At 57.5% G+C, this 19,390-nt stretch carries 21 protein-coding genes and 1 pseudogene; 18 read left to right on the forward strand and 4 right to left on the reverse strand.

Features of this window, described 5'->3' with window-relative positions:
- Positions 1-235, forward strand: a pseudogene (locus tag ACWKXT_RS19230) (IS4 family transposase); the annotation flags it as partial.
- Between the two features lie 29 nt (positions 236-264).
- On the opposite strand, the gene proP reads toward ACWKXT_RS19230, so the two are convergent.
- Positions 265-1,767: a glycine betaine/L-proline transporter ProP gene (gene proP / locus ACWKXT_RS19235; protein WP_041911505.1), complete on the reverse strand. Its 1,503-nt coding sequence runs from the start codon at positions 1,765-1,767 to the stop codon at positions 265-267.
- Positions 1,768-2,415: 648 nt separating this feature from the next.
- Between proP and kdgT the strand changes: the two genes are divergently transcribed.
- Positions 2,416-3,408 carry a 2-keto-3-deoxygluconate transporter gene (kdgT, locus tag ACWKXT_RS19240; RefSeq protein ID WP_454529184.1) on the forward strand — a complete coding sequence of 331 codons (993 nt, stop codon included), beginning with the start codon at positions 2,416-2,418 and terminating at the stop codon, positions 3,406-3,408.
- Between the two features lie 56 nt (positions 3,409-3,464).
- Here the strand turns inward: kdgT and ACWKXT_RS19245 are convergent, their stop codons facing one another.
- Together ACWKXT_RS19245 and crfC are read right to left on the reverse strand one after the other, a co-directional pair.
- Positions 3,465-4,340, reverse strand: a complete 876-nt coding sequence (locus tag ACWKXT_RS19245) for a diguanylate cyclase regulator RdcB family protein (RefSeq protein ID WP_454533137.1) — start codon at positions 4,338-4,340, stop codon at positions 3,465-3,467.
- Positions 4,337-6,691 (reverse strand): clamp-binding protein CrfC, encoded by a 2,355-nt coding sequence (gene crfC, locus ACWKXT_RS19250; protein ID WP_454533138.1) that lies wholly within the window; start codon positions 6,689-6,691, stop codon positions 4,337-4,339. The genes ACWKXT_RS19245 and crfC overlap by 4 nt, the downstream gene beginning before the upstream one ends.
- Positions 6,692-7,283: 592 nt before the next feature.
- On the opposite strand from crfC, the gene ACWKXT_RS19255 reads away from it, so the two are divergent.
- From ACWKXT_RS19255 to phnP, 16 genes are all read left to right on the forward strand, one after another.
- Positions 7,284-7,619 carry a zinc ribbon domain-containing protein YjdM gene (locus tag ACWKXT_RS19255; protein ID WP_119916588.1) on the forward strand — a complete coding sequence of 112 codons (336 nt, stop codon included), beginning with the start codon at positions 7,284-7,286 and terminating at the stop codon, positions 7,617-7,619.
- An 80-nt stretch (positions 7,620-7,699) separates the two neighbouring features.
- Positions 7,700-8,137: a VOC family metalloprotein YjdN gene (gene yjdN, locus ACWKXT_RS19260; protein WP_080330009.1), complete on the forward strand. Its 438-nt coding sequence runs from the start codon at positions 7,700-7,702 to the stop codon at positions 8,135-8,137.
- 136 nt (positions 8,138-8,273) lie between these two features.
- Positions 8,274-9,062, forward strand: coding sequence for a phosphonate ABC transporter ATP-binding protein (gene phnC / locus ACWKXT_RS19265; RefSeq protein WP_454529187.1), 789 nt, complete (start codon positions 8,274-8,276; stop codon positions 9,060-9,062).
- 23 nt (positions 9,063-9,085) lie between these two features.
- Positions 9,086-10,102, forward strand: coding sequence for a phosphonate ABC transporter substrate-binding protein (phnD, locus tag ACWKXT_RS19270; RefSeq protein ID WP_454529188.1), 1,017 nt, complete (start codon positions 9,086-9,088; stop codon positions 10,100-10,102).
- Between the two features lie 117 nt (positions 10,103-10,219).
- A complete protein-coding gene (phnE, locus tag ACWKXT_RS19275) occupies positions 10,220-10,999 on the forward strand; it encodes a phosphonate ABC transporter, permease protein PhnE (protein ID WP_454533139.1) in 780 nt (259 codons plus the stop codon).
- Between the two features lie 20 nt (positions 11,000-11,019).
- Complete coding sequence (phnF, locus tag ACWKXT_RS19280) at positions 11,020-11,745, forward strand: phosphonate metabolism transcriptional regulator PhnF (protein ID WP_454533140.1); 726 nt, start codon at positions 11,020-11,022, stop codon at positions 11,743-11,745.
- Complete coding sequence (gene phnG / locus ACWKXT_RS19285) at positions 11,746-12,198, forward strand: phosphonate C-P lyase system protein PhnG (protein WP_454529191.1); 453 nt, start codon at positions 11,746-11,748, stop codon at positions 12,196-12,198.
- Positions 12,195-12,779, forward strand: coding sequence for a phosphonate C-P lyase system protein PhnH (phnH, locus tag ACWKXT_RS19290; protein ID WP_454529192.1), 585 nt, complete (start codon positions 12,195-12,197; stop codon positions 12,777-12,779). The genes phnG and phnH overlap by 4 nt, the downstream gene beginning before the upstream one ends.
- On the forward strand, positions 12,779-13,843 hold the full coding sequence (locus ACWKXT_RS19295; protein WP_454533141.1) for a carbon-phosphorus lyase complex subunit PhnI: 1,065 nt from the start codon (positions 12,779-12,781) through the stop codon (positions 13,841-13,843). The genes phnH and ACWKXT_RS19295 overlap by 1 nt, the downstream gene beginning before the upstream one ends.
- Positions 13,836-14,681, forward strand: coding sequence for an alpha-D-ribose 1-methylphosphonate 5-phosphate C-P-lyase PhnJ (locus ACWKXT_RS19300; protein WP_454533142.1), 846 nt, complete (start codon positions 13,836-13,838; stop codon positions 14,679-14,681). Before ACWKXT_RS19295 ends, ACWKXT_RS19300 begins: the two co-directional genes overlap by 8 nt.
- Positions 14,678-15,433 carry a phosphonate C-P lyase system protein PhnK gene (gene phnK, locus ACWKXT_RS19305; RefSeq protein ID WP_454529195.1) on the forward strand — a complete coding sequence of 252 codons (756 nt, stop codon included), beginning with the start codon at positions 14,678-14,680 and terminating at the stop codon, positions 15,431-15,433. The genes ACWKXT_RS19300 and phnK overlap by 4 nt, the downstream gene beginning before the upstream one ends.
- 9 nt (positions 15,434-15,442) lie before the next feature.
- Positions 15,443-16,123, forward strand: coding sequence for a phosphonate C-P lyase system protein PhnL (phnL, locus tag ACWKXT_RS19310; protein ID WP_454533143.1), 681 nt, complete (start codon positions 15,443-15,445; stop codon positions 16,121-16,123).
- A complete protein-coding gene (phnM, locus tag ACWKXT_RS19315; protein ID WP_454533144.1) occupies positions 16,120-17,256 on the forward strand; it encodes an alpha-D-ribose 1-methylphosphonate 5-triphosphate diphosphatase in 1,137 nt (378 codons plus the stop codon). The genes phnL and phnM overlap by 4 nt, the downstream gene beginning before the upstream one ends.
- The gene (gene phnN / locus ACWKXT_RS19320) at positions 17,253-17,804 is read left to right on the forward strand and encodes a ribose 1,5-bisphosphokinase (protein WP_454533182.1); all 552 of its coding nucleotides are present in this window, start codon (positions 17,253-17,255) and stop codon (positions 17,802-17,804) included. The genes phnM and phnN overlap by 4 nt, the downstream gene beginning before the upstream one ends.
- Entirely contained in the window at positions 17,797-18,231 is a 435-nt protein-coding gene (gene phnO / locus ACWKXT_RS19325) for an aminoalkylphosphonate N-acetyltransferase (protein WP_454529198.1), read from the forward strand. Before phnN ends, phnO begins: the two co-directional genes overlap by 8 nt.
- 9 nt (positions 18,232-18,240) lie before the next feature.
- A complete protein-coding gene (phnP, locus tag ACWKXT_RS19330; protein ID WP_454529199.1) occupies positions 18,241-18,999 on the forward strand; it encodes a phosphonate metabolism protein PhnP in 759 nt (252 codons plus the stop codon).
- Positions 19,000-19,054: 55 nt separating this feature from the next.
- Here the strand turns inward: phnP and yjdP are convergent, their stop codons facing one another.
- A complete protein-coding gene (gene yjdP, locus ACWKXT_RS19335; RefSeq protein ID WP_454529200.1) occupies positions 19,055-19,378 on the reverse strand; it encodes a DDRRRQL repeat protein YjdP in 324 nt (107 codons plus the stop codon).
- Positions 19,379-19,390 lie beyond the last annotated feature (12 nt).

Consider the following 19,390-nt stretch of genomic DNA (forward strand, 5'->3'; position numbering starts at 1 on the left):
CAAAAAATCGCCATCAGAAATGAGCTTTAAGTTCGCGTTCCAGTTTATCGCGACAGAAATGATAGTACTGGGAAATACGGTCTCACCGGGGACAATCCCGAAAAGGCTGGAGCACCTGCGGGGAAATCTGGAAGGGGTGTTCATAACAAAACGCCCCCGACCATCAAGGCCGAGGGCGGTTAAGATGTCAAAAACCCGCTATCCGGTAAATCACAGTGCCGCTCCGCTTAAGTGAACGGCATTGCGCCAGCGGCGGGTTTTTTATTACTCATTAATTCGTGGATGTTGATCAACAAGACGAGAGCGTTTCTTCTGCAGCTCTTCAATCTCGGCGTCGATATCCTCAATCTTCTGCTCTACGTTGTCGTAATGCTCGCGCAGGATCTCTTTCGCTTCCTGAATATCGGATGCCGCAGGCGTCGCCCCTTTCAGAGGACGGTTCGCCGTCTCCTTCATGGTCAGACCGGTCGCCAGACCGACTACCGCGATCACCATCAGGTAATAGGCTGGCATCATCAGGTTCTGCGTGCTTTCCACCAGAGAGGCGGCAAGCGTAGGCGTCAGACCAGCAATCAGAACGGAGATGTTGAATGCCGCCGCCAGCGCGCTATAACGAATGTGCGTCGGGAACATCGCCGGTAAGGTAGAGGCCATCACCCCAATAAAGCAGTTAAGGATCACCGCCAGCATCAGCAGACCCGCGAAAATCAGACCCAGCACATTACTGTTGATCAGAATAAACGCCGGGATCGCCAGGGCGAACAGCGCCACGCTACCCAGGATGATAAACGGTCGGCGACCAAAGCGGTCGCTCAGCAGACCCATAATCGGCTGCACAAACAGCATACCCACCATGATGGCGATAATAATCAGCACGCCGTGGTCTTCCGAGTAGTGCAGGTTATGCGACAGATAGCTCGGCATGTAGGTCAGCAGCATGTAATAGGTGACGTTAGTGGAAATCACCAGACCAATACAGGTCAGCAGGCTGCGCCAGTGCTTTGTCGCAATCTCTTTGAACGACACTTTCGGGCCGTCCTGCAGCCCTTCGCGGTCGCCCTGCTCCAGTTTCTCAACATGCTGCTGGAACGCAGGCGTCTCTTCCAGCGCATGACGCAGGTAAAGGCCGATGATGCCCAGCGGCAGCGCGATAAAGAACGGAATACGCCAGCCCCAGTCAAGGAAGTTCTCTTCACCGACGACGGTTGAAATCAGAACCACGACACCCGCGCCCATCACGAACCCGGCAATCGAACCGAAGTCCAGCCAGCTGCCCATAAAGCCGCGCTTACGGTCAGGGGAGTATTCGGCAACGAAGATCGACGCACCGGTATATTCCCCGCCGACGGAGAAGCCCTGCGCCATCTTACAGAGCAGCAGCAAAATCGGTGCCCAGATGCCTATGGTGGCGTAGGACGGTATCAGGCCGATACAGAATGTACTGATCGACATTATAACAATGGTGATAGCGAGTATTTTCTGGCGACCGTATTTGTCACCGAGCATACCGAAGAACAGACCACCCAGCGGGCGGATCAGGAAAGGAACGGAGAATGTACCGAGCGCGGCAATCATCTGCAGGCTTGGGTCAGCTCCGGGAAAGAACACTTTACCTAATGCATAGGCAACAAAACCGTAGACACCGAAATCGAACCATTCCATCGCATTACCGAGCGAGGCGGCGGTGATCGCTTTACGCAGTTTAGCGTCATCAATAATGGTGACGTCGCGAAGCGTAATGGGTTTAACCTTTTTCCTTCTTAGCATAGCTTTCCTCGTAGACTTAGCCCTGTCCGTTCCACAGTCAACTTGCACTCTGTGAACCTGAGATTCGCTCCATGCGAACCTCCATCTTCAAGCGTAGCAGGTTTACTTACATTGACGTTTTACGTCGATACAACCGAACCTGTTGACGCCTGTCTGGGCAGTTAATGACCTTTTTACCCTACCAGCGTTTATATTTGTGATCAACTTCACACATATATTTATAGTGCGTCAAGTGAAGACAGTTTTTGTCAACTACCGCAAATAAGTACTTTCTTAACCCTCCAGAACGCTCCTTTTCGCCCTCATTCTTTTTCGTTTCCCAACAGAATAAAAAGCCATATTTTTTACAAGAGATTTACATAAACTTTCAGCTCTCACAACGCGTCGTAAAGTTTACATTCAATATGTGATGAAGATAACTAAAACAGTGTTTTATTTTCATTGAATCAATATTCCATCGATCGCATGATAATTCCTGAAACATAGCGACGCATGTTTTCTGACGAGAGAAAACAAGATCGCTGATTGAATTTTGGTGCAGGGTTATCACAAAAAAACCATCAAGAGCACCCTTCATCAACTTGAATTTATTGATTTTTTATTCGCACCCGCCGCTCGCCATGAGAGGTAAAATTGTGAGGGTTAGATATGAAGATTAAAGCCACGATCGAACGCATACCGGGTGGTATGATGTTGGTCCCCCTGGTACTCGGTGCCATTCTGAATACACTAGCGCCTGATACCGGGGCTTATTTTGGCGGTTTCACAAAAGGAATGATTACGGGTACCGTTCCCATTCTGGCGGTCTGGTTCTTTTGTATCGGCGCATCCATTAATTTGCGGGCAACCGGTACCGTATTACGCAAATCCGGAACGCTGGTGATAACCAAAATAGCGGTTGCCTGGGCAGTCGCAATGATATGCGCGATGTTCATTCCGGAGAATGGAATTCAGACCGGTTTCTTCGCCGGATTATCTGTTCTGGCGATTGTCTCGGCGATGGACATGACGAACGGCGGACTGTATGCCAGCCTGATGAACCAGTACGGAACGAAAGAAGAGTCAGGTGCATTCGTCCTGATGTCTCTGGAGTCCGGCCCGCTCATGACGATGCTGATCCTGGGGTCCGCTGGCCTGGCTTCTTTTGAGCCCCACCATTTTGTCGGCGCGATCCTGCCATTCCTGATCGGCTTCGCGCTCGGCAATTTGGATCACGATCTGCGTGATTTCTTCAGCAAAGCCACGCCAGTGCTCATCCCGTTCTTTGGCTTTGCGCTGGGTAACACCATCAACCTCAACGTAATTCTTGATACGGGACTGCTGGGGATTGTGCTGGGTGTCGCAGTTATCATCATCACCGGTATTCCGCTGATCATTGCCGACCGCGTAATCGGGGGAGGAAACGGCACGGCGGGCATCGCCGCCTCTTCAGCCGCAGGCGCTGCCGTCGCAAACCCGGTGATTATCGCCCAGATTAACCCGGCCTTCGAACCGGTGGCCGCTTCCGCGACGGCACTGGTGGCCGCCAGCGTGATTGTCACCGCGATCCTGGTGCCCATCATCACGGCGCTGTACGCGAAGCGCTACGGAAATGTGCAAGAGACCCAGCCTGAACCGAAACCGATAGAAATGAATCACTAGCACACCGCACCAGTCTATCCCCTCTCCCCTATGGGGAGAGGGTCAGGGTGAAGGGTTCAACCAAAAATCTCCTCCACCATCGCATCCACCAGCCGTTTTGCCGAACACAGCCTCGGCATTCCCAGCGCAACCGTCTGCCAGCTTTGCGTCACTGACCAGCTTACAGGGTGCTTATCCGCCTGACACCAGTCACCGAGCCAGCCCAGCATGTCTTTATGATCGATTAAACCCGCCGAAGCGGGTGTAGTCAGCCACTGATGATAGAAATGGCGGGTCGTGGGGGACGCATTGATGCCCTGAGCCAGGTAGTTGGCGGCCATGCTGCGTAAGTTGTCCTTAAGCATTGCCGATACATCGTCATTCGCCAGACGGCAGGCATCGCCAAACGCGCCCCAGCGCAGCTCTTCCAGGACGATAAAGCAGCGCCCGGCGAGAGACCAGCCATCATAGTTACCGGCTCGCCAGCGGGTGAAAATTTGTTCACTGTGCTCACCCGCCTGTACCGTCAGTCCACGCTGGGCCAGCGCCTTTTCTTTATAAACAGCACGTTGCGTAAAATGAGAGGAGAGCTCAGCGTACTGTTCAGGCAGGCCGGGAGATTGCTGGGTCCGCAAGGGGGTCTGCTGGCGCAGAGCAATCAATTTATCGGCCATCAGCGTCAGCGCAAGATGGCCCGGATCAAGCATGCCGGCGAGCTTTTCCGCCAGCCCCAGGCGCAGAGCCGCGTTCTCATTAAGCATTCCCGCCATCGCCCAGGGCCGTAGCCGGGTATGCGTCATGATCTCCTGCGTCAAACGCTCACGAAACTGCAGCTGCTGTGGCCCCAGGCGGGGATGACGCGCCGCGTCCACGCCCTGCACAAGATCGACCATAAATTTGGGATGAATACACTCCAGTGTTCGCCCGGGGCCGTCCAGTAGTGGTGTTGTCATGGTTGCTCTGCCGCGAATAGAGTTTGAATATCATCGCGTAACAGTCGGGTATCTTCCTGTATCCACGTCGCAGTCGTAATGCTTTGCTTCAACAGCTGGCTGAGCGCTCGGGTTGAATGCTCATTTTGTTGACGCACTGCGAGGCTATCACGCAAGCTTTCCTGTAACCCGGTCAGGCATAGCGAAAATTCTGCAAAGAACGTCGCCATACCTGCCGTAACAGAGACATCGACCTGTGCGGACAAAGCTTTACGTATTTGTTCACAGAACTGATCAATATGTTGCTTAAATTTGTCATGCAGCTGCGCAATATGAATAACGTATCGCGTGCGCGTGACCACATAATCATCCCAACCCCAGCCAGGGTTATTCAGCCAGCGCGAAACCGTTTCACGCATACTCCCCGCGCCGGATGGCTGACCTGCCGGGCGGTTATCCTGCGCAATGGCATCGTTAAATAACCCCTGCGTGGTGAAATTAAGCTGGTTAGCCTGAAAAGCCGGGAAGCTTATCCGCGCCCGAAAGCCAGCATGGCTCAGATGCTCTTTAATACGCATTTCGATCGGCCGCATGGCGTCATTCAGCGAGCGTGCCAGCGTAGATTCCAGCTGATCGAAGCGTAACGCCAGCTCCCGGCAGATTTTCGTCTGCGCATCCAGCATGATCAGTTCACAAGAGGAGCGGATTTTGCTCAGGGCAATCTGCGCCTGCCCTTCGTCCTCCAGCACCAGCTGTTCCAGCTCCTGCGGCTCATCATGGCGGAGATTGGGCGGTTCGATGCCTGCCAAATCAAGAATATTGTGCGCGCTGAACACATGACCAATTGCCTGATGCAGCACCGTTCTCTGCTCTCCCATAAAGTCAGCCGTCGCGTTAAGCGCCTGCTCAACTTCATGTTTCACCTCATCGCTCACCACGCTCTGGCGCGTCTGCAGCAGAGCCATGTCCTCCTCAAGGCGAGCGATATTCAGTTCCAGCGTCTCAAAAGCCACCGTCAGCCCCTGATAGCGGAAGTCGAGATATTCCCGGGCATTCTGTGCATAGTTGAGCAACTTATGCGAGGCCGATCGCAGCGCGAATAACGAGGCATTCGCATAGGCGGCGTAAATAAGTTTGCGTATCGGTTGTTCAAACAGCGAATCTTCCCAGAGCAAATCGGCGGCGTGACGAATATGATCAATGTCGTCCAAATCCGCCGTACGCCAGCGGCGTCCGAGTGCGGCTTCGGCAAAATCCTGCACCCAGGGCTGCTCCTGATGATCCGGCAACTGCCCGTGGGTATTCATCTCGTAGCGGGCGCGGTTTGCCAGATACGCCCACATGGAGGAAACAGGATAAATCTGGCCGGGCGAAATATTGCCTTTCATTAAGGTGCCGGAGATCATCGCCCTGACCTGCTCTTCATCGTCGCTATTGCGGTCTTTTTGGTCGAATTTATTCACCAGCGCATACAGAGGCACCGATTTCCCCGCCACTGAAATAGCCTGGCGAACCTCTTCATCAGAAATGGATTTAAGCTGGGTATAATCCATGACCGCCAGCACCGCCGACGCGCGCGCCAACTGCTCGCTAAGCATTTTTTGCAGATGCGGCTGTCCGGCCTCATTGGGCCCGGGGGTATCGAGCAACGTCAGCTGTCCAGGATGTGCATCAAGACCCGCAAGATGCACAAACTCCACCTCAATCACCGGAATGTGTTCGATAGCCGCATATTCTGAGAACGGAAACGCCACACCCAGTACCTGCGAAAGCCTCACCAGGTCATTAAGGCTTTTCAGGCAATGAAATATTGGCTGCGCCCCGAGATGATGCTTTTCAAAGGCTTCTCCTTTCTCAATACGCTCCAGTAGCGTATTCATGTCCTTATCAATTTCCAGATGCTGAGCCAGCTTGCCGCGATCGTAATCGCAGAGCTTTTTCTGTAGCAGTTGGATCAACTCATCAATAGGTGAGACATGGGAAAAATGGAGCACCGGCTCCTTCTGACCACGCGTGTGACGGATCAGCGTAGGCAGCGCCGTCATTGGCCGGTTGCGGTTCGGCAATACCTCCGTACCGACAATGGCGTTAATGGTGGTCGATTTCCCCGCTTTCATGGTGCCAACGATAGCCAGAACCATTTCCAGACGTGTTATTTTGCGTAATTCATTATTCAGCATTGCCTGCTGCGCTTCGACGCCTCGCGCACTAAAATGCAAAGGCAGCACGTTGCTCTTTTCACCTGTAATAGCAGCCGTCGTGCTCTCCAGCTTCGCTGTTGGCATTGATTTCAGGGTATCGAGATTTTGCAGGGCAAGCTGTAACAAACGCTCAGCTTCCTGACTTAATTCAAAAATGGTCTGTGTGTGCATGATAAAAGCCTTTCCTTAACGCAAATTTATTACTTTTATTAAGCCACTGGTATTAATTATGTTGTTCAGGCTTATATGATCACGTGTGGAAACATGTTCACCGGAATATAACTGATTGAAGATAATCAGAAATAAATGGCTATCCTTGCATGGCGTGTAAAGCGCACCTTAAGGCCTGACAGCCAAAAGATAAAAAGCGTAGCCCATTTAAAAAACTTCAGGATATATCATCATTATTTACCCACCATAAAGAGAGGGGATATGCCACCGCCATAAGAAATGTATGGCAGTAAAGACCGAAGATAAATAACAATGTGTCGCTTCACCTTATCCGAAATGAAGGTGCGTAGCAATTTGCCGCAATAAAATATTCGATATATTTAGCGACTTCTCTTTCCACCGTGTTAATGACGTTAGCATCGCTTAACCCACTGACAGGAAGTGTCACTCGCAACACACTTTTGGCATTTTTTTAAATTCACAATATCACCGACAAACGTGTGGATTTGCGCTATACTTGCCGCCTTTTTCGGCACTCTGCCGTCATTTAGCTGGCACTTTCCGGCGCGTTAACACTTTTGAGGATACCGATATGACACTCCCACACTGCCCAAAATGCAATTCTGAATACACCTATGAAGATAATGGCATGTTCATCTGCCCGGAATGCGCACACGAATGGAATGATGCCGAGCCAGCGCAGGATGCTGATGCGCTGGTCGTCAAAGATGCGAACGGTAATCTGCTGGCGGATGGCGACAGCGTCACCGTTGTTAAAGATCTGAAGGTGAAAGGCAGCTCTTCTATGCTGAAGATCGGCACCAAAGTGAAGAATATCCGTCTGGTTGAAGGCGATCATAATATCGACTGCAAAATTGACGGCTTCGGTCCGATGAAACTGAAATCTGAGTTCGTGAAAAAGAACTGATTTCCCCGCCCGGTGACGCTTCGCTTACCGGGCGTTCGGGAACTACACTTAACGGGCTTTTCTTACGTGAGGTAAAGATTATGCCGTTAAGTCCCTATATCTCTTTCGCCGGCAACTGTGCAGAGGCTACCGCCTTCTATCAGCAGGCCGTCGGCGCAGAACTCCTCTATAAAATCACCTTCGGCGAAATGCCAAAAAGCGATAACAGCGAAGAAGGCTGTCCGTCCGGCATGCAGTTTCCGGATTCGGCTATCGCCCACTCCAACGTCCGCATTGCGGGCAGCGATATCATGATGAGCGACGGGCTGCCGCCGGGCAGCAGTGCGCAATACGCAGGCTTCACGCTGGTGCTCGACACGCAGGATGTGTCGGAAGGCAAACGCTGGTTCGACAACCTCGCCGCGGGCGGGAATATCGAAATGGCCTGGCAGGAAACCTTCTGGGCACACGGTTTCGGTAAAGTCACCGATAAATACGGCGTGCCGTGGATGATTAACGTCGTTAAGCAGCAGCACTAATCTTCGGGCGGAGGGCCGTCTGCCTCCGCCTGTCATCAAACTCCCCTCAACTCTTCAAACTCCCGCAACCTGCACTTAACCCAAATGTCATATTGATGCGCCAGCATGAGGCCACATTTATCGTGAGGCCCAGCACATGCAAACCGTCATCCGCGTCGAGAAACTGAGCAAGACCTTCCATCACAACAAGGCTCTGCATGCCGTTGATCTGACCGTCCAGCAGGGCGACATGGTGGCGCTGCTTGGGCCATCCGGTTCGGGTAAATCCACCCTTCTGCGTCACCTGAGCGGCCTCATTACCTGCGATAAAACGCCGGAAAGCCACGTCGAGTTACTCGGTAATACCGTGCAGCGCGCGGGGCGTCTGGCAAGCGATATCCGTAAAAGCCGCGCCCAGACGGGCTACATCTTCCAGCAGTTCAATCTGGTGAACCGCCTGACGGTGCTCGAGAACGTGCTGATTGGCGCGCTCGGCAGCACACCCTTCTGGCGCACCTGCCTGCGCTGGTTCTCCCCATCCCAGAAGCAGGAAGCCTTACAGGCGCTGACCCGCGTCGGCATGGCGCATTTCGCCCACCAGCGTGTCTCCACCCTGTCCGGTGGACAACAGCAGCGCGTGGCGATTGCCCGCGCGCTGATGCAGAAAGCGAAAATCATTCTGGCCGACGAGCCTATCGCCTCGTTGGATCCGGAATCGGCCCGCATCGTGATGGAAACCCTGCGCGACATCAACCAGAACGACGGCATCACCGTGGTGGTGACGCTGCATCAGGTGGATTACGCCCTGCGCTACTGCGAGCGCATCGTCGCCCTGCGTCAGGGACATGTGTTCTTTGATGGCGCCAGCCATCAGTTTGATAACGAACGTTTTGACCATCTCTACCGCAGCGTAAACCGCGTCGAAGAGCGCGCGCAGGCTGCATAACGTCCCCATAACGAGGAATGGAAATGAGCTATAAAACGGTTGCCGCGCTGGCCTTCACCAGCATGTTCAGCATCAGCACCCTGTTAAGCCCGGCCCACGCTGAGGAGCAGGAAAAAGCGCTGAACTTTGGCATCATTTCGACAGAATCACAGCAGAACCTGAAACCCCAGTGGGAACCGTTCCTGAAAGATATGGAAACCAAACTGGGGATCAAAGTGAACGCCTTCTTCGCCCCGGACTACGCGGGCATTATCCAGGGGATGCGCTTTAACAAAGTGGACATCGCCTGGTACGGCAACCTCTCCGCCATGGAAGCGGTGGACCGCGCGAACGGCCAGGTCTTTGCCCAGACCGTTGCGGCCGATGGTTCTCCAGGATACTGGAGCGTGCTGATCGTGAACAAAGACAGCCCGATCAACAACCTCAACGACATGCTCGCCAAACGCAAAGAGCTGACGTTTGGTAACGGCGACCCGAACTCCACTTCCGGCTTCCTCGTCCCTGGCTACTACGTCTTCGCCAAAAACAACGCCTCCGCCAGCGACTTCAAGCGCACCGTCAACGCCAGCCACGAAACCAACGCCCTGGCCGTGGCGAACAAGCAGGTGGACGTTGCCACTAACAACACCGAAAACCTCGACAAGCTGAAGACCTCCGCGCCGGACAAGCTGAAGGAAATCAAGGTTATCTGGAAATCACCGCTGATCCCGGGTGACCCAATCGTGTGGCGTAAAAACCTCACCGAAAGCACCAAGGAGAAGGTGTACGACTTCTTCATGAACTACGGCAAAACGCCGGAAGAGAAAGCGGTTCTGGCGCGTCTGGGCTGGGCACCGTTCCGCGCGTCCAGCGACCTGCAGCTGGTCCCGATTCGCCAGCTGGCACTGTTCAAGCAGATGCAGGGCGTGAAGGACAACAAGGGGCTGAAGGAAGAGGAGAAGACCAGCAAAGTCTCTGAAATTCAGGCCCAGCTGGACGATCTCGACCGCCTGACCGCCGCGCTCGGCGCCATGACCAGCGTGAATAAAGCGGTGCAGTAGTGCCTTTCTCCCTCTCCCGGTGGGAGAGGGCCGGGGTGAGGGCATCAGCGCGCACATGTCCCCCTCACCCTAACCCTCTCCCTCAAGGGAGAGGGGACTAAACCCAAAGGAGCCAACATGCAAACCATCACCCTCCCGCCGCCAAAGCGCAGCTGGTTCTCGCTCATCAGCTGGGCCATTCTGCTGGCGGTGCTGATTATCTCCTGGAAGGGCGCGGAAATGGATCCGCTGCTGCTCTTCAAAGATTCCGGCAACATGGCGACCTTCGCCGCCGACTTCTTCCCGCCGGATTTCAGCCAGTGGCAGGACTATCTCAGCGAAATGGCGATCACCCTGCAAATCGCCGTCTGGGGCACCGCTCTTGCCGTTGTTCTCTCCATTCCGTTTGGTCTGATGAGCGCCGAAAACATCGTGCCGTGGTGGGTTTACCAGCCGATGCGTCGCCTGATGGACGCCTGCCGCGCCATCAACGAAATGGTCTTTGCAATGCTGTTCGTGGTCGCGGTCGGCCTGGGTCCGTTCGCCGGCGTGATGGCGCTGTTCATTCACACCACCGGCGTGCTCTCCAAGCTGCTCTCCGAAGCGGTTGAAGCCATCGAGCCCGGCCCGGTGGAAGGCATTCGCGCAACGGGCGCCAATAAAATCGAAGAGATCCTTTACGGCGTGCTGCCTCAGGTGATGCCGCTGCTCATCTCCTACTCCCTGTACCGCTTCGAGTCCAACGTTCGCTCCGCCACCGTGGTGGGCATGGTGGGCGCAGGCGGGATTGGCGTCACCCTGTGGGAAGCGATTCGCGGTTTCCAGTTCCAGCAAACCTGCGCTCTGATGGTGCTCATCATCGTCACCGTCAGCCTGCTGGATTTCCTCTCTCAACGTTTGCGTAAGCACTTCATCTGAGTAGCGAGGCTTTGTTTTCTATGCACTTATCCAGACATCCGACCAGTTACCCCACCCGCTGGCAAGAGATTGCGGCAAAGCTCGAAGTGGAGCTGCGCACGCACTACCGCTGCGGGGACTACCTGCCCGCCGAGCAGCAGCTTGCCGACCGCTACGAGGTGAACCGCCACACCCTGCGCCGCGCCATCGATCAGCTGGTTGAGCGCGGCTGGGTCCAGCGCCGCCAGGGCGTGGGCGTGCTGGTGCTGATGCGCCCATTCGACTACCCGCTCAATGCCCAGGCGCGCTTTAGCCAGAACCTGCTGGATCAGGGTAGCCACCCGACCAGCGAAAAGCTGCTCTCGGTATTGCGCCCGGCCTCCAGCCACGTGGCGGACGCGCTGGGCATTCAGGAGGGCGACAACGTGGTGCACCTGCGCACGTTGCGCCGGGTGAACGGCGTGGCGGTATGCCAGATAGACCACTACTTCGCGGACCTCGCCCTCTGGCCCGTGCTCCAGCGTTTCTCCAGCGGCTCGCTGCATGATTTTCTTCAGGATGCGACAGGTATTGCGCTCAAGCGCACCCAAACGCGCATCAGCGCCCGTCGCGCACAGGCAAAAGAGAGCAAGGTTCTCGAAATTCCCAACATGGCTCCGCTGCTCTGCGTACGCACCCTCAACCACCGTGACGGCGAGATCAACGCGACGGAATACTCCGTCAGCCTGACCCGCGCCGACATGATTGAATTCACCATGGAGCACTGAATGCATTTCGACACCTCCACCCGACAGCGCTGGATGCGCGTGCTGGCCCACAGCCAGCCTGCCGCCCTGCGTGAGCGCATGAACGCGCTGGGCCTGACGCCTGACTACGACACTATCCGCGCGCCGGAAATCGGCCTGGTACAGATCCAGGCGCGCATGGGCGGCACCGGCGAGCGCTTTTTCGCCGGAGACGCCACCCTCACCCGCGCCGCGATCCGTCTGAACAGCGGCACGCTGGGCTACAGCTACGTGCTGGGGCGCGACAAAGCGCACGCCGAGCGCTGCGCGGTGATCGACGCGCTTTTACAGGAACAGCCGCATTTCCAGACGTTAATGGAAACCCTTATTGTCCCGCTGGAAGCCGACCGCGCCGCACGCATTGCCGCGCGTCAGGCCGAAGTGAACACCAGCCGGGTCGACTTCTTTACGCTCGTTCGCGGAGACAACGCATGACGCTTCAACCTGCTTTTACCCTGGCCGTCCAGGATGCCCAACAGAGTTTCCGTCGCCTGCTGAAGGCCATGAGCGAGCCGGGCGTGATTGTCTCGCTGCACCAGCTTTCACAGGGCTGGCTGCCGCTGAATCTGGCGACCACCAGCGTGCTGCTGACGCTGGCCGACAACGACACCCCGGTGTGGCTCTCGGGCGCACTGTCGAACGATATCGCCTGTCAGAACCTGCGTTTTCACACCAGCGCCCCGCTGGTCGATCAGCCGCAGCAGGCGGTTTTCGCCGTGGCCGACGAACAAATCAGCCATGAGCAGCTGAACGCCCTGAGCGAAGGCACCGCCGTCGCCCCGGAAACGAGCGCTACGCTGATTTTGCAGGTCTCCAGCCTGAGCGGTGGCCGTATGCTGCGCCTGACCGGCGCAGGCATCGCCGACGAGCGCATGGTCGCGCCGCAGCTGCCGGAGTGCATCATTCACGAGCTGACCGAGCGCCCACACCCGTTCCCGCTGGGCATTGACCTGATCCTGACCTGCGGCGAGCGCCTGCTGGCCATCCCGCGAACCACCCATGTGGAGGTGTGCTGATGTACGTAGCCGTCAAAGGAGGCGAGAAGGCGATCGCCGCCGCCCATGCCTTGCAGGAGCACAGACGACGGGGCGATGAACGGCTTCCCGAGCTGAGCGTCGCCCAGATTGAACAGCAGTTAAACCTGGCCGTCGACCGCGTGATGACCGAAGGCGGTATCGCGGACCGCGAGCTTGCAGCGCTGGCGCTGAAGCAGGCCAGCGGCGATAACGTGGAAGCCATCTTTCTGCTGCGCGCTTACCGCACTACGCTTGCGAAGCTGGCGGTAAGCGAGCCGGTGAATACGGCGGAAATGCGTTTAGAGCGCCGTATCTCAGCGGTGTACAAAGACATCCCCGGCGGCCAGCTGCTTGGCCCTACTTATGATTACACCCATCGCCTGCTGGACTTCACCCTGCTGGCGAACGGCGAAGCCCCGCAACTCAACACTTCAGACGCCGAACAGGAACCCTCTCCGCACGTCTTCAGCCTGCTGGCGAAACAGGGTCTGGCGAAGGCGGAGGAAGATTCTGGCGCGCAGCCGGATGACATCACCCGTACGCCGCCGGTTTACCCGTGCTCGCGCTCGTCCCGCCTGCAGCAGCTGATGCGCGGCGACGAAGGCTATCTTCTGGCACTCGCCTACTCCACCCAGCGCGGCTACGGGCGCAACCACCCGTTTGCAGCCGAAATTCGCAGCGGTTACATCGACGTTGAAATCGTACCGGAAGAGCTGGGTTTTGCGGTGAACATCGGGGAATTGCTGATGACCGAGTGTGAAATGGTCAACGGTTTTGTCGCGCCCGAAAATGAAGATCCACACTTTACCCGCGGCTACGGGCTGGTATTTGGCCTCGGCGAGCGCAAAGCCATGGCAATGGCGCTGGTCGACCGCGCACTCCAGGCCCCGGACTACGGCGAGCATATTGCGGGCCCGGCACAGGACGAAGAGTTCGTGCTGGCCCACGCGGATAACGTCGAGGCCGCTGGCTTCGTCTCGCACCTCAAGCTGCCGCATTACGTCGATTTCCAGGCCGAACTGGAACTGCTGAAACGCCTGCAACGGGAGCGCGAACATGGCTAACTTAAGCGGCTACAACTTTGCCTATCTGGACGAGCAAACCAAACGCATGATCCGCCGTGCCATCTTAAAAGCAGTGGCTATTCCGGGCTATCAGGTGCCGTTCGGCGGCCGTGAAATGCCGATGCCCTACGGCTGGGGCACGGGCGGTATTCAGATCACCGCCAGCGTGATCGGCGAGGCTGACGTGCTGAAGGTCATTGACCAGGGTGCCGACGACACCACCAACGCCGTGTCGATCCGCAACTTTTTCCGGCGCGTAACGGGCGTCAACACCACCGAAAAAACCGAAGACGCGACGTTGATCCAGACCCGTCACCGCATTCCGGAAACCCTGCTGGCTGAAGATCAGATTTTGATTTTCCAGGTGCCCATCCCGGAGCCGCTGCGCTTTATTGAGCCGCGCGAAACCGAAACCCGCACCATGCATGCGCTGGAAGAGTACGGGATCATGCAGGTGAAGCTGTATGAAGACATCGCCCGCTTCGGCCATATCGCCACCACCTACGCCTACCCGGTGAAGGTGAACGGGCGCTACGTGATGGACCCGTCGCCGATCCCGAAATTCGATAACCCGAAGATGGACATGATGCCCGCCCTGCAACTTTTTGGTGCCGGACGCGAAAAACGCATCTACGCCGTGCCGCCGTACACCCGTGTGGAGAGCCTGGATTTCGACGATCACCCGTTTACGGTGCAGGAGTGGGACGAGCCGTGCGCCATCTGCGGATCCAAACACAGTTATCTGGACGAAGTGGTGCTGGACGACACGGGCAAACGGATGTTTGTCTGCTCCGACACCGATTACTGCCGCCAACAGAGCGAGGCGAACAGCCAATGAAACCGCTGCTTTCGGTTAATAACCTGACTCACCTGTATGCGCCGGGCAAAGGCTTTAGCGATGTGTCGTTTGAGCTGTGGCCGGGCGAAGTGCTGGGGATTGTCGGCGAATCCGGCTCCGGCAAAACCACCCTGCTGAAGTCTATCTCCGCGCGCCTGACGCCGCAGAACGGCGACATTTTGTATGAAGGCAAATCCCTGTACGCCATGAGCGAGGCCGAGCGCCGCCGCCTGCTGCGCACCGAGTGGGGCGTGGTGCATCAGCACCCGCTGGACGGCCTGCGCCGTCAGGTGTCGGCGGGCGGCAACATCGGCGAACGCCTGATGGCCACCGGCGCGCGCCACTACGGCAACATCCGCGCCACGGCGCAGCACTGGCTGATCGATGTGGAAATCCCCGCCTCGCGCATCGACGACCTGCCGACGACCTTCTCCGGCGGTATGCAGCAGCGTTTACAGATTGCCCGCAACCTGGTCACCCATCCGAAGCTGGTGTTTATGGATGAACCCACCGGCGGGCTGGACGTCTCCGTGCAGGCGCGCCTGCTCGACCTGCTGCGCGGCCTGGTGGTGGAGCTGAACCTCGCGGTGGTGATTGTCACCCACGATTTAGGCGTTGCGCGCCTGCTGGCGGACCGCCTGCTGGTAATGAAGCAGGGCCAGGTGGTGGAAAGTGGGCTGACCGACCGCGTGCTCGACGACCCGCATCATCCGTACACCCAACTGCTGGTGTCCTCGGTATTACAGAATTAAGAGGCCAACATGATCCACGTTGAAAATGTCAGTAAGACCTTTGTGCTCCACCAGCAAAACGGCGTGCGCCTGCCGGTGCTGCAAAATGCCTCGTTAGAGGTCAGCAGCGGCGAATGCGTGGTGCTGCACGGCCACTCCGGCAGCGGAAAATCCACCCTGCTGCGCTCGCTGTACGCCAACTATCTGCCGGACGAAGGCCACATCCGCATTCGCCACAATGATGAATGGGTCGATCTTGTTCAGGCTCCGGCGCGCAAGGTGCTGGAAGTGCGCCGCACGACGATCGGCTGGGTTAGCCAGTTTCTGCGGGTGATCCCGCGGATCTCCGCCCTGGACGTGGTAATGCAGCCGCTACTCGATCTCGGCGTGTCACGAGAAACCTGCGCTGACAAGGCCGCGAGCCTGCTGACGCGCCTCAACGTGCCGGAGCGTCTGTGGCACCTCGCCCCGTCGACCTTTTCCGGCGGCGAGCAGCAGCGCGTGAACATCGCGCGCGGGTTTATCGTCGACTACCCGATTTTACTTCTGGATGAACCCACCGCCTCGCTCGACGGTAAAAACAGCGCCGCCGTGGTAGCGCTGATCGAGCAGGCCAAAGCGCGCGGGGCGGCGATCGTCGGGATCTTCCACGACGAAAACGTTCGCAACCGCGTAGCCGACAGACTGCACCCGATGGGGAACAACGCATGATTATCAATAACGTCAGGCTGGTGCTGGAAAACGAGGTGGTTTGCGGCTCAGTTGAGATCCAGGGCGGCGTCATTCGCGCGTTTGCCGAAACCCAGAGCCGCTCACCGGAGGCGATGGACGGCGAAGGCGGCTGGCTGCTGCCGGGGCTGATTGAGCTGCATACCGATAATCTGGACAAATTCTTCACCCCGCGACCGAAGGTGGACTGGCCCGCCCATTCGGCGATGAGCAGCCACGACGCGCTGATGGTTGCCAGCGGCATCACTACGGTGCTGGATGCGGTGGCGATTGGCGACGTGCGCGACGGCGGCGATCGCCTGGAGAATCTGGAGAAGATGATCAACGCCGTGGAGGAGACGCAAAAACGCGGCCTCAACCGCGCCGAGCACCGCCTGCACCTGCGCTGTGAGCTGCCGCACCATACGACCCTGCCGCTGTTTGAAAAGCTGGTGGGGCGCGAGCCGGTGTCATTGGTCTCACTGATGGACCACTCGCCGGGGCAGCGCCAGTTCGCCAACATTGAAAAGTACCGCGAATACTATCAGGGCAAATATTCGCTCAACGACGCGGAGATGGCGCGCTACGAAGAAGAGCAGCTGGCGCTGGCGGCCCAGTGGTCGCAGCCCAACCGCCTTAAGATTGCCGCCATGTGTCGGGACCTGAATATCGCGCTGGCCAGCCATGACGACGCCACGCACGATCACGTGCGCGAATCCCACCAGCTTGGTAGCGTGATCGCCGAATTTCCCACCACGTTTGAAGCGGCAGAGGCGTCGCGCCAGCACGGCATGAACGTACTGATGGGCGCGCCAAACATCGTGCGCGGCGGCTCGCACTCCGGCAACGTGGCGGCAAGCAGGCTCGCTTCCCTCGGCCTGCTGGATATTCTCTCGTCCGACTACTACCCAGCCAGCCTGCTGGACGCGGCGTTCCGGGTGGCGGACGATGAAGGTAACAGCTTCACGCTGCCGCAGGCGATTCGTCTGGTGACGAAAAACCCAGCCTCCGCGCTCAACCTTCACGATCGCGGTGAGATTGCCGAAGGGAAACGGGCAGACCTGGTTCTCGCCCACCGTAAAGGCGAGCACGTGCATATCGACCATGTCTGGCGTCAGGGAAAAAGGGTGTTCTGATGGGAAGACTCATCTGGTTAATGGGGCCGTCCGGCTCCGGGAAAGACAGTCTGCTGTCGGCGCTGCGGCAGCGGGAACATTCACAGCTGCTGGTTGCTCACCGTTACATTACCCGCGCAGCGAACGCCGGAAGTGAAAACCATATCGCCCTGAGCGAGCAGGAATTTTTTACCCGCGCCGGGCAAAATCTGCTGGCGCTGAGCTGGCACGCCAACGGCTTTTATTATGGCGTGGGCATTGAGATTGACCTCTGGCTGCACGCGGGCTTCGACGTGCTCGTTAACGGCTCGCGCGCACATCTGCCGCAGGCAAAAGCCCGGTACGAAGCGGCGCTGCTGCCGGTGTGCCTGCAGGTTTCCCCGGATATCCTGCGCAGCCGACTGCAAAGCCGGGGACGGGAAAATGCGCGTGAGATAGACCAGCGCCTCGAGCGCGCGGCGCGCTACACGCCGTCGGGCTGTCACGTCCTCAATAACGACGGAAGTTTGCTACAGTCAGTCGAGACCTTTTTATCGCTGATCCGCCAGAAGGAGAAACAGCATGCCTGACTGCCAGCTTCGCCCCGCCACCGCCGACGACGCGCCGATCGTTTACGCGCTGATCTGTGAACTTAAGCAGGCCGAGTTCGATCATCAGGCGTTTCACGCCGGGTATCTGGCCAACTTGCAGGATCACAATATGCGTTACCAGCTGGCCGAGCTGGACGGGCAGATCATCGGTATGATCGGCCTGCATATGCAGTTTCACCTGCACCACGCCCGCTGGATCGGCGAGATCCAGGAGCTGGTGGTGATGCCGCAGGCGCGCGGATTGCGCGTGGGCAGCCAGCTGCTGGCGTGGGCGGAAGACGTAGCACGAGAGGCGGGCGCGGAGCTGACCGAGCTTTCCACCAGCGTGAAGCGCACAGACGCGCACCGTTTTTATGTTCGTGAGGGGTATACGCAGAGCCATTTTCGATTCACCAAACCGCTGTAGAGGTGTGAGATGAGTCTGACGATTACGTTAACGGGCACCGGCGGTGCCCAGCTTGTGCCGGTCTTTGGCTGCGACTGCGCGGCGTGTCGCCGGGCGCGCTTGCAGGACAACTATCGCCGTCGCCCCTGCAGCGCGGTGGTCAAATTCAACGATGCGGTCACCCTGCTGGACGCGGGCATTCCGCACCTGATGGACGACTGGCCGGCGGGCAGCTTCCAGCAGTTTTTGCTCACGCACTACCATATGGATCACGTTCAGGGACTGTTCCCCCTGCGCTGGGGCGTGGGCGCAACCATCCCGGTTTACGGCCCGCCGGACGACGCCGGGTGCGACGACCTGTTTAAACACCCCGGGATCCTGGATTTCAGCCACACGGTCGAGCCGTTCGTGATGTTTGAGCTGCAGGGGCTGCGAGTCACGCCGCTGCCGCTCAACCATTCGAAACTGACCTTCGGGTACCTGCTGGAGTCCGCCCACAGCCGCGTGGCGTGGCTTTCCGACACCGCCGGGCTGCCGGAAAAAACGGTGAAGTTCCTGCTTAACAACCAGCCGCAGGTGGTGATTATCGACTGTAGCCACGAACCTCGGCCGGAGACGCCGCGCAACCATTGTGATTTAAACACCGTGGCTGCGCTGAACGAGGTCATTCGCTGCCCGCAGGTGATCCTGACGCACATCAGCCATCAGTTTGACGTGTGGATGATGGAGAACCCGCTGCCGGACGGCATTGAAGCGGGCTATGACGGGATGGTATTGGTGCTGGATTAGGTTTTGCCGGGTGGCGGCTGCGCCTAACCCGGCTTACACGTTGCGATACCGGGGTTTACCACCGATCGTAATCGTCCTCTAACCGGCGCTCATCCTCTTCTAAGCGACGGCGATCGTCATCCAGCTGGCGCTGACGCTCGTCTAATCGGCGGCGTCTGTCTTCGAGCTGCCGACGGCGATCGTCGTACTGACGGCTGTCGGTTTGACGATTGCGATCGTAACGATCGTCGTCATCGTCATTACGGCTGCTGCTGGGGTTATAGGCATCGTTGATCGCCTGCTGAATATTGCCAATGGCATCATCAACAATATCGGCATGCGCCAGTTGGCTGGTGAGTGACAGCAGACCAAATAACAGAGCGGTAGAGTAACGTTTCATAAGGCCAGACTC

The organism is Enterobacter sp. UPMP701 (assembly GCF_053709515.1).

What these genes read in the sequence shown, in the direction of transcription:
- ACWKXT_RS19295 (WP_454533141.1), top strand. Translation starts at nt 12,779, where the DNA reads ATGTACGTAGCCGTCAAAGGAGGCGAGAAGGCGATCGCCGCCGCCCAT.
- phnC (WP_454529187.1), top strand. Translation starts at nt 8,274, where the DNA reads ATGCAAACCGTCATCCGCGTCGAGAAACTGAGCAAGACCTTCCATCAC.
- phnE (WP_454533139.1), top strand. Translation starts at nt 10,220, where the DNA reads ATGCAAACCATCACCCTCCCGCCGCCAAAGCGCAGCTGGTTCTCGCTC.
- ACWKXT_RS19245 (WP_454533137.1), bottom strand. Translation starts at nt 4,340, where the DNA reads ATGACAACACCACTACTGGACGGCCCCGGGCGAACACTGGAGTGTATT.
- phnH (WP_454529192.1), top strand. Translation starts at nt 12,195, where the DNA reads ATGACGCTTCAACCTGCTTTTACCCTGGCCGTCCAGGATGCCCAACAG.
- phnF (WP_454533140.1), top strand. Translation starts at nt 11,020, where the DNA reads ATGCACTTATCCAGACATCCGACCAGTTACCCCACCCGCTGGCAAGAG.
- kdgT (WP_454529184.1), top strand. Translation starts at nt 2,416, where the DNA reads ATGAAGATTAAAGCCACGATCGAACGCATACCGGGTGGTATGATGTTG.
- ACWKXT_RS19255 (WP_119916588.1), top strand. Translation starts at nt 7,284, where the DNA reads ATGACACTCCCACACTGCCCAAAATGCAATTCTGAATACACCTATGAA.
- phnL (WP_454533143.1), top strand. Translation starts at nt 15,443, where the DNA reads ATGATCCACGTTGAAAATGTCAGTAAGACCTTTGTGCTCCACCAGCAA.
- crfC (WP_454533138.1), bottom strand. Translation starts at nt 6,691, where the DNA reads ATGCACACACAGACCATTTTTGAATTAAGTCAGGAAGCTGAGCGTTTG.
- yjdN (WP_080330009.1), top strand. Translation starts at nt 7,700, where the DNA reads ATGCCGTTAAGTCCCTATATCTCTTTCGCCGGCAACTGTGCAGAGGCT.
- ACWKXT_RS19300 (WP_454533142.1), top strand. Translation starts at nt 13,836, where the DNA reads ATGGCTAACTTAAGCGGCTACAACTTTGCCTATCTGGACGAGCAAACC.
- phnO (WP_454529198.1), top strand. Translation starts at nt 17,797, where the DNA reads ATGCCTGACTGCCAGCTTCGCCCCGCCACCGCCGACGACGCGCCGATC.
- phnK (WP_454529195.1), top strand. Translation starts at nt 14,678, where the DNA reads ATGAAACCGCTGCTTTCGGTTAATAACCTGACTCACCTGTATGCGCCG.
- phnD (WP_454529188.1), top strand. Translation starts at nt 9,086, where the DNA reads ATGAGCTATAAAACGGTTGCCGCGCTGGCCTTCACCAGCATGTTCAGC.
- phnP (WP_454529199.1), top strand. Translation starts at nt 18,241, where the DNA reads ATGAGTCTGACGATTACGTTAACGGGCACCGGCGGTGCCCAGCTTGTG.
- proP (WP_041911505.1), bottom strand. Translation starts at nt 1,767, where the DNA reads ATGCTAAGAAGGAAAAAGGTTAAACCCATTACGCTTCGCGACGTCACC.
- yjdP (WP_454529200.1), bottom strand. Translation starts at nt 19,378, where the DNA reads ATGAAACGTTACTCTACCGCTCTGTTATTTGGTCTGCTGTCACTCACC.
- phnM (WP_454533144.1), top strand. Translation starts at nt 16,120, where the DNA reads ATGATTATCAATAACGTCAGGCTGGTGCTGGAAAACGAGGTGGTTTGC.
- phnG (WP_454529191.1), top strand. Translation starts at nt 11,746, where the DNA reads ATGCATTTCGACACCTCCACCCGACAGCGCTGGATGCGCGTGCTGGCC.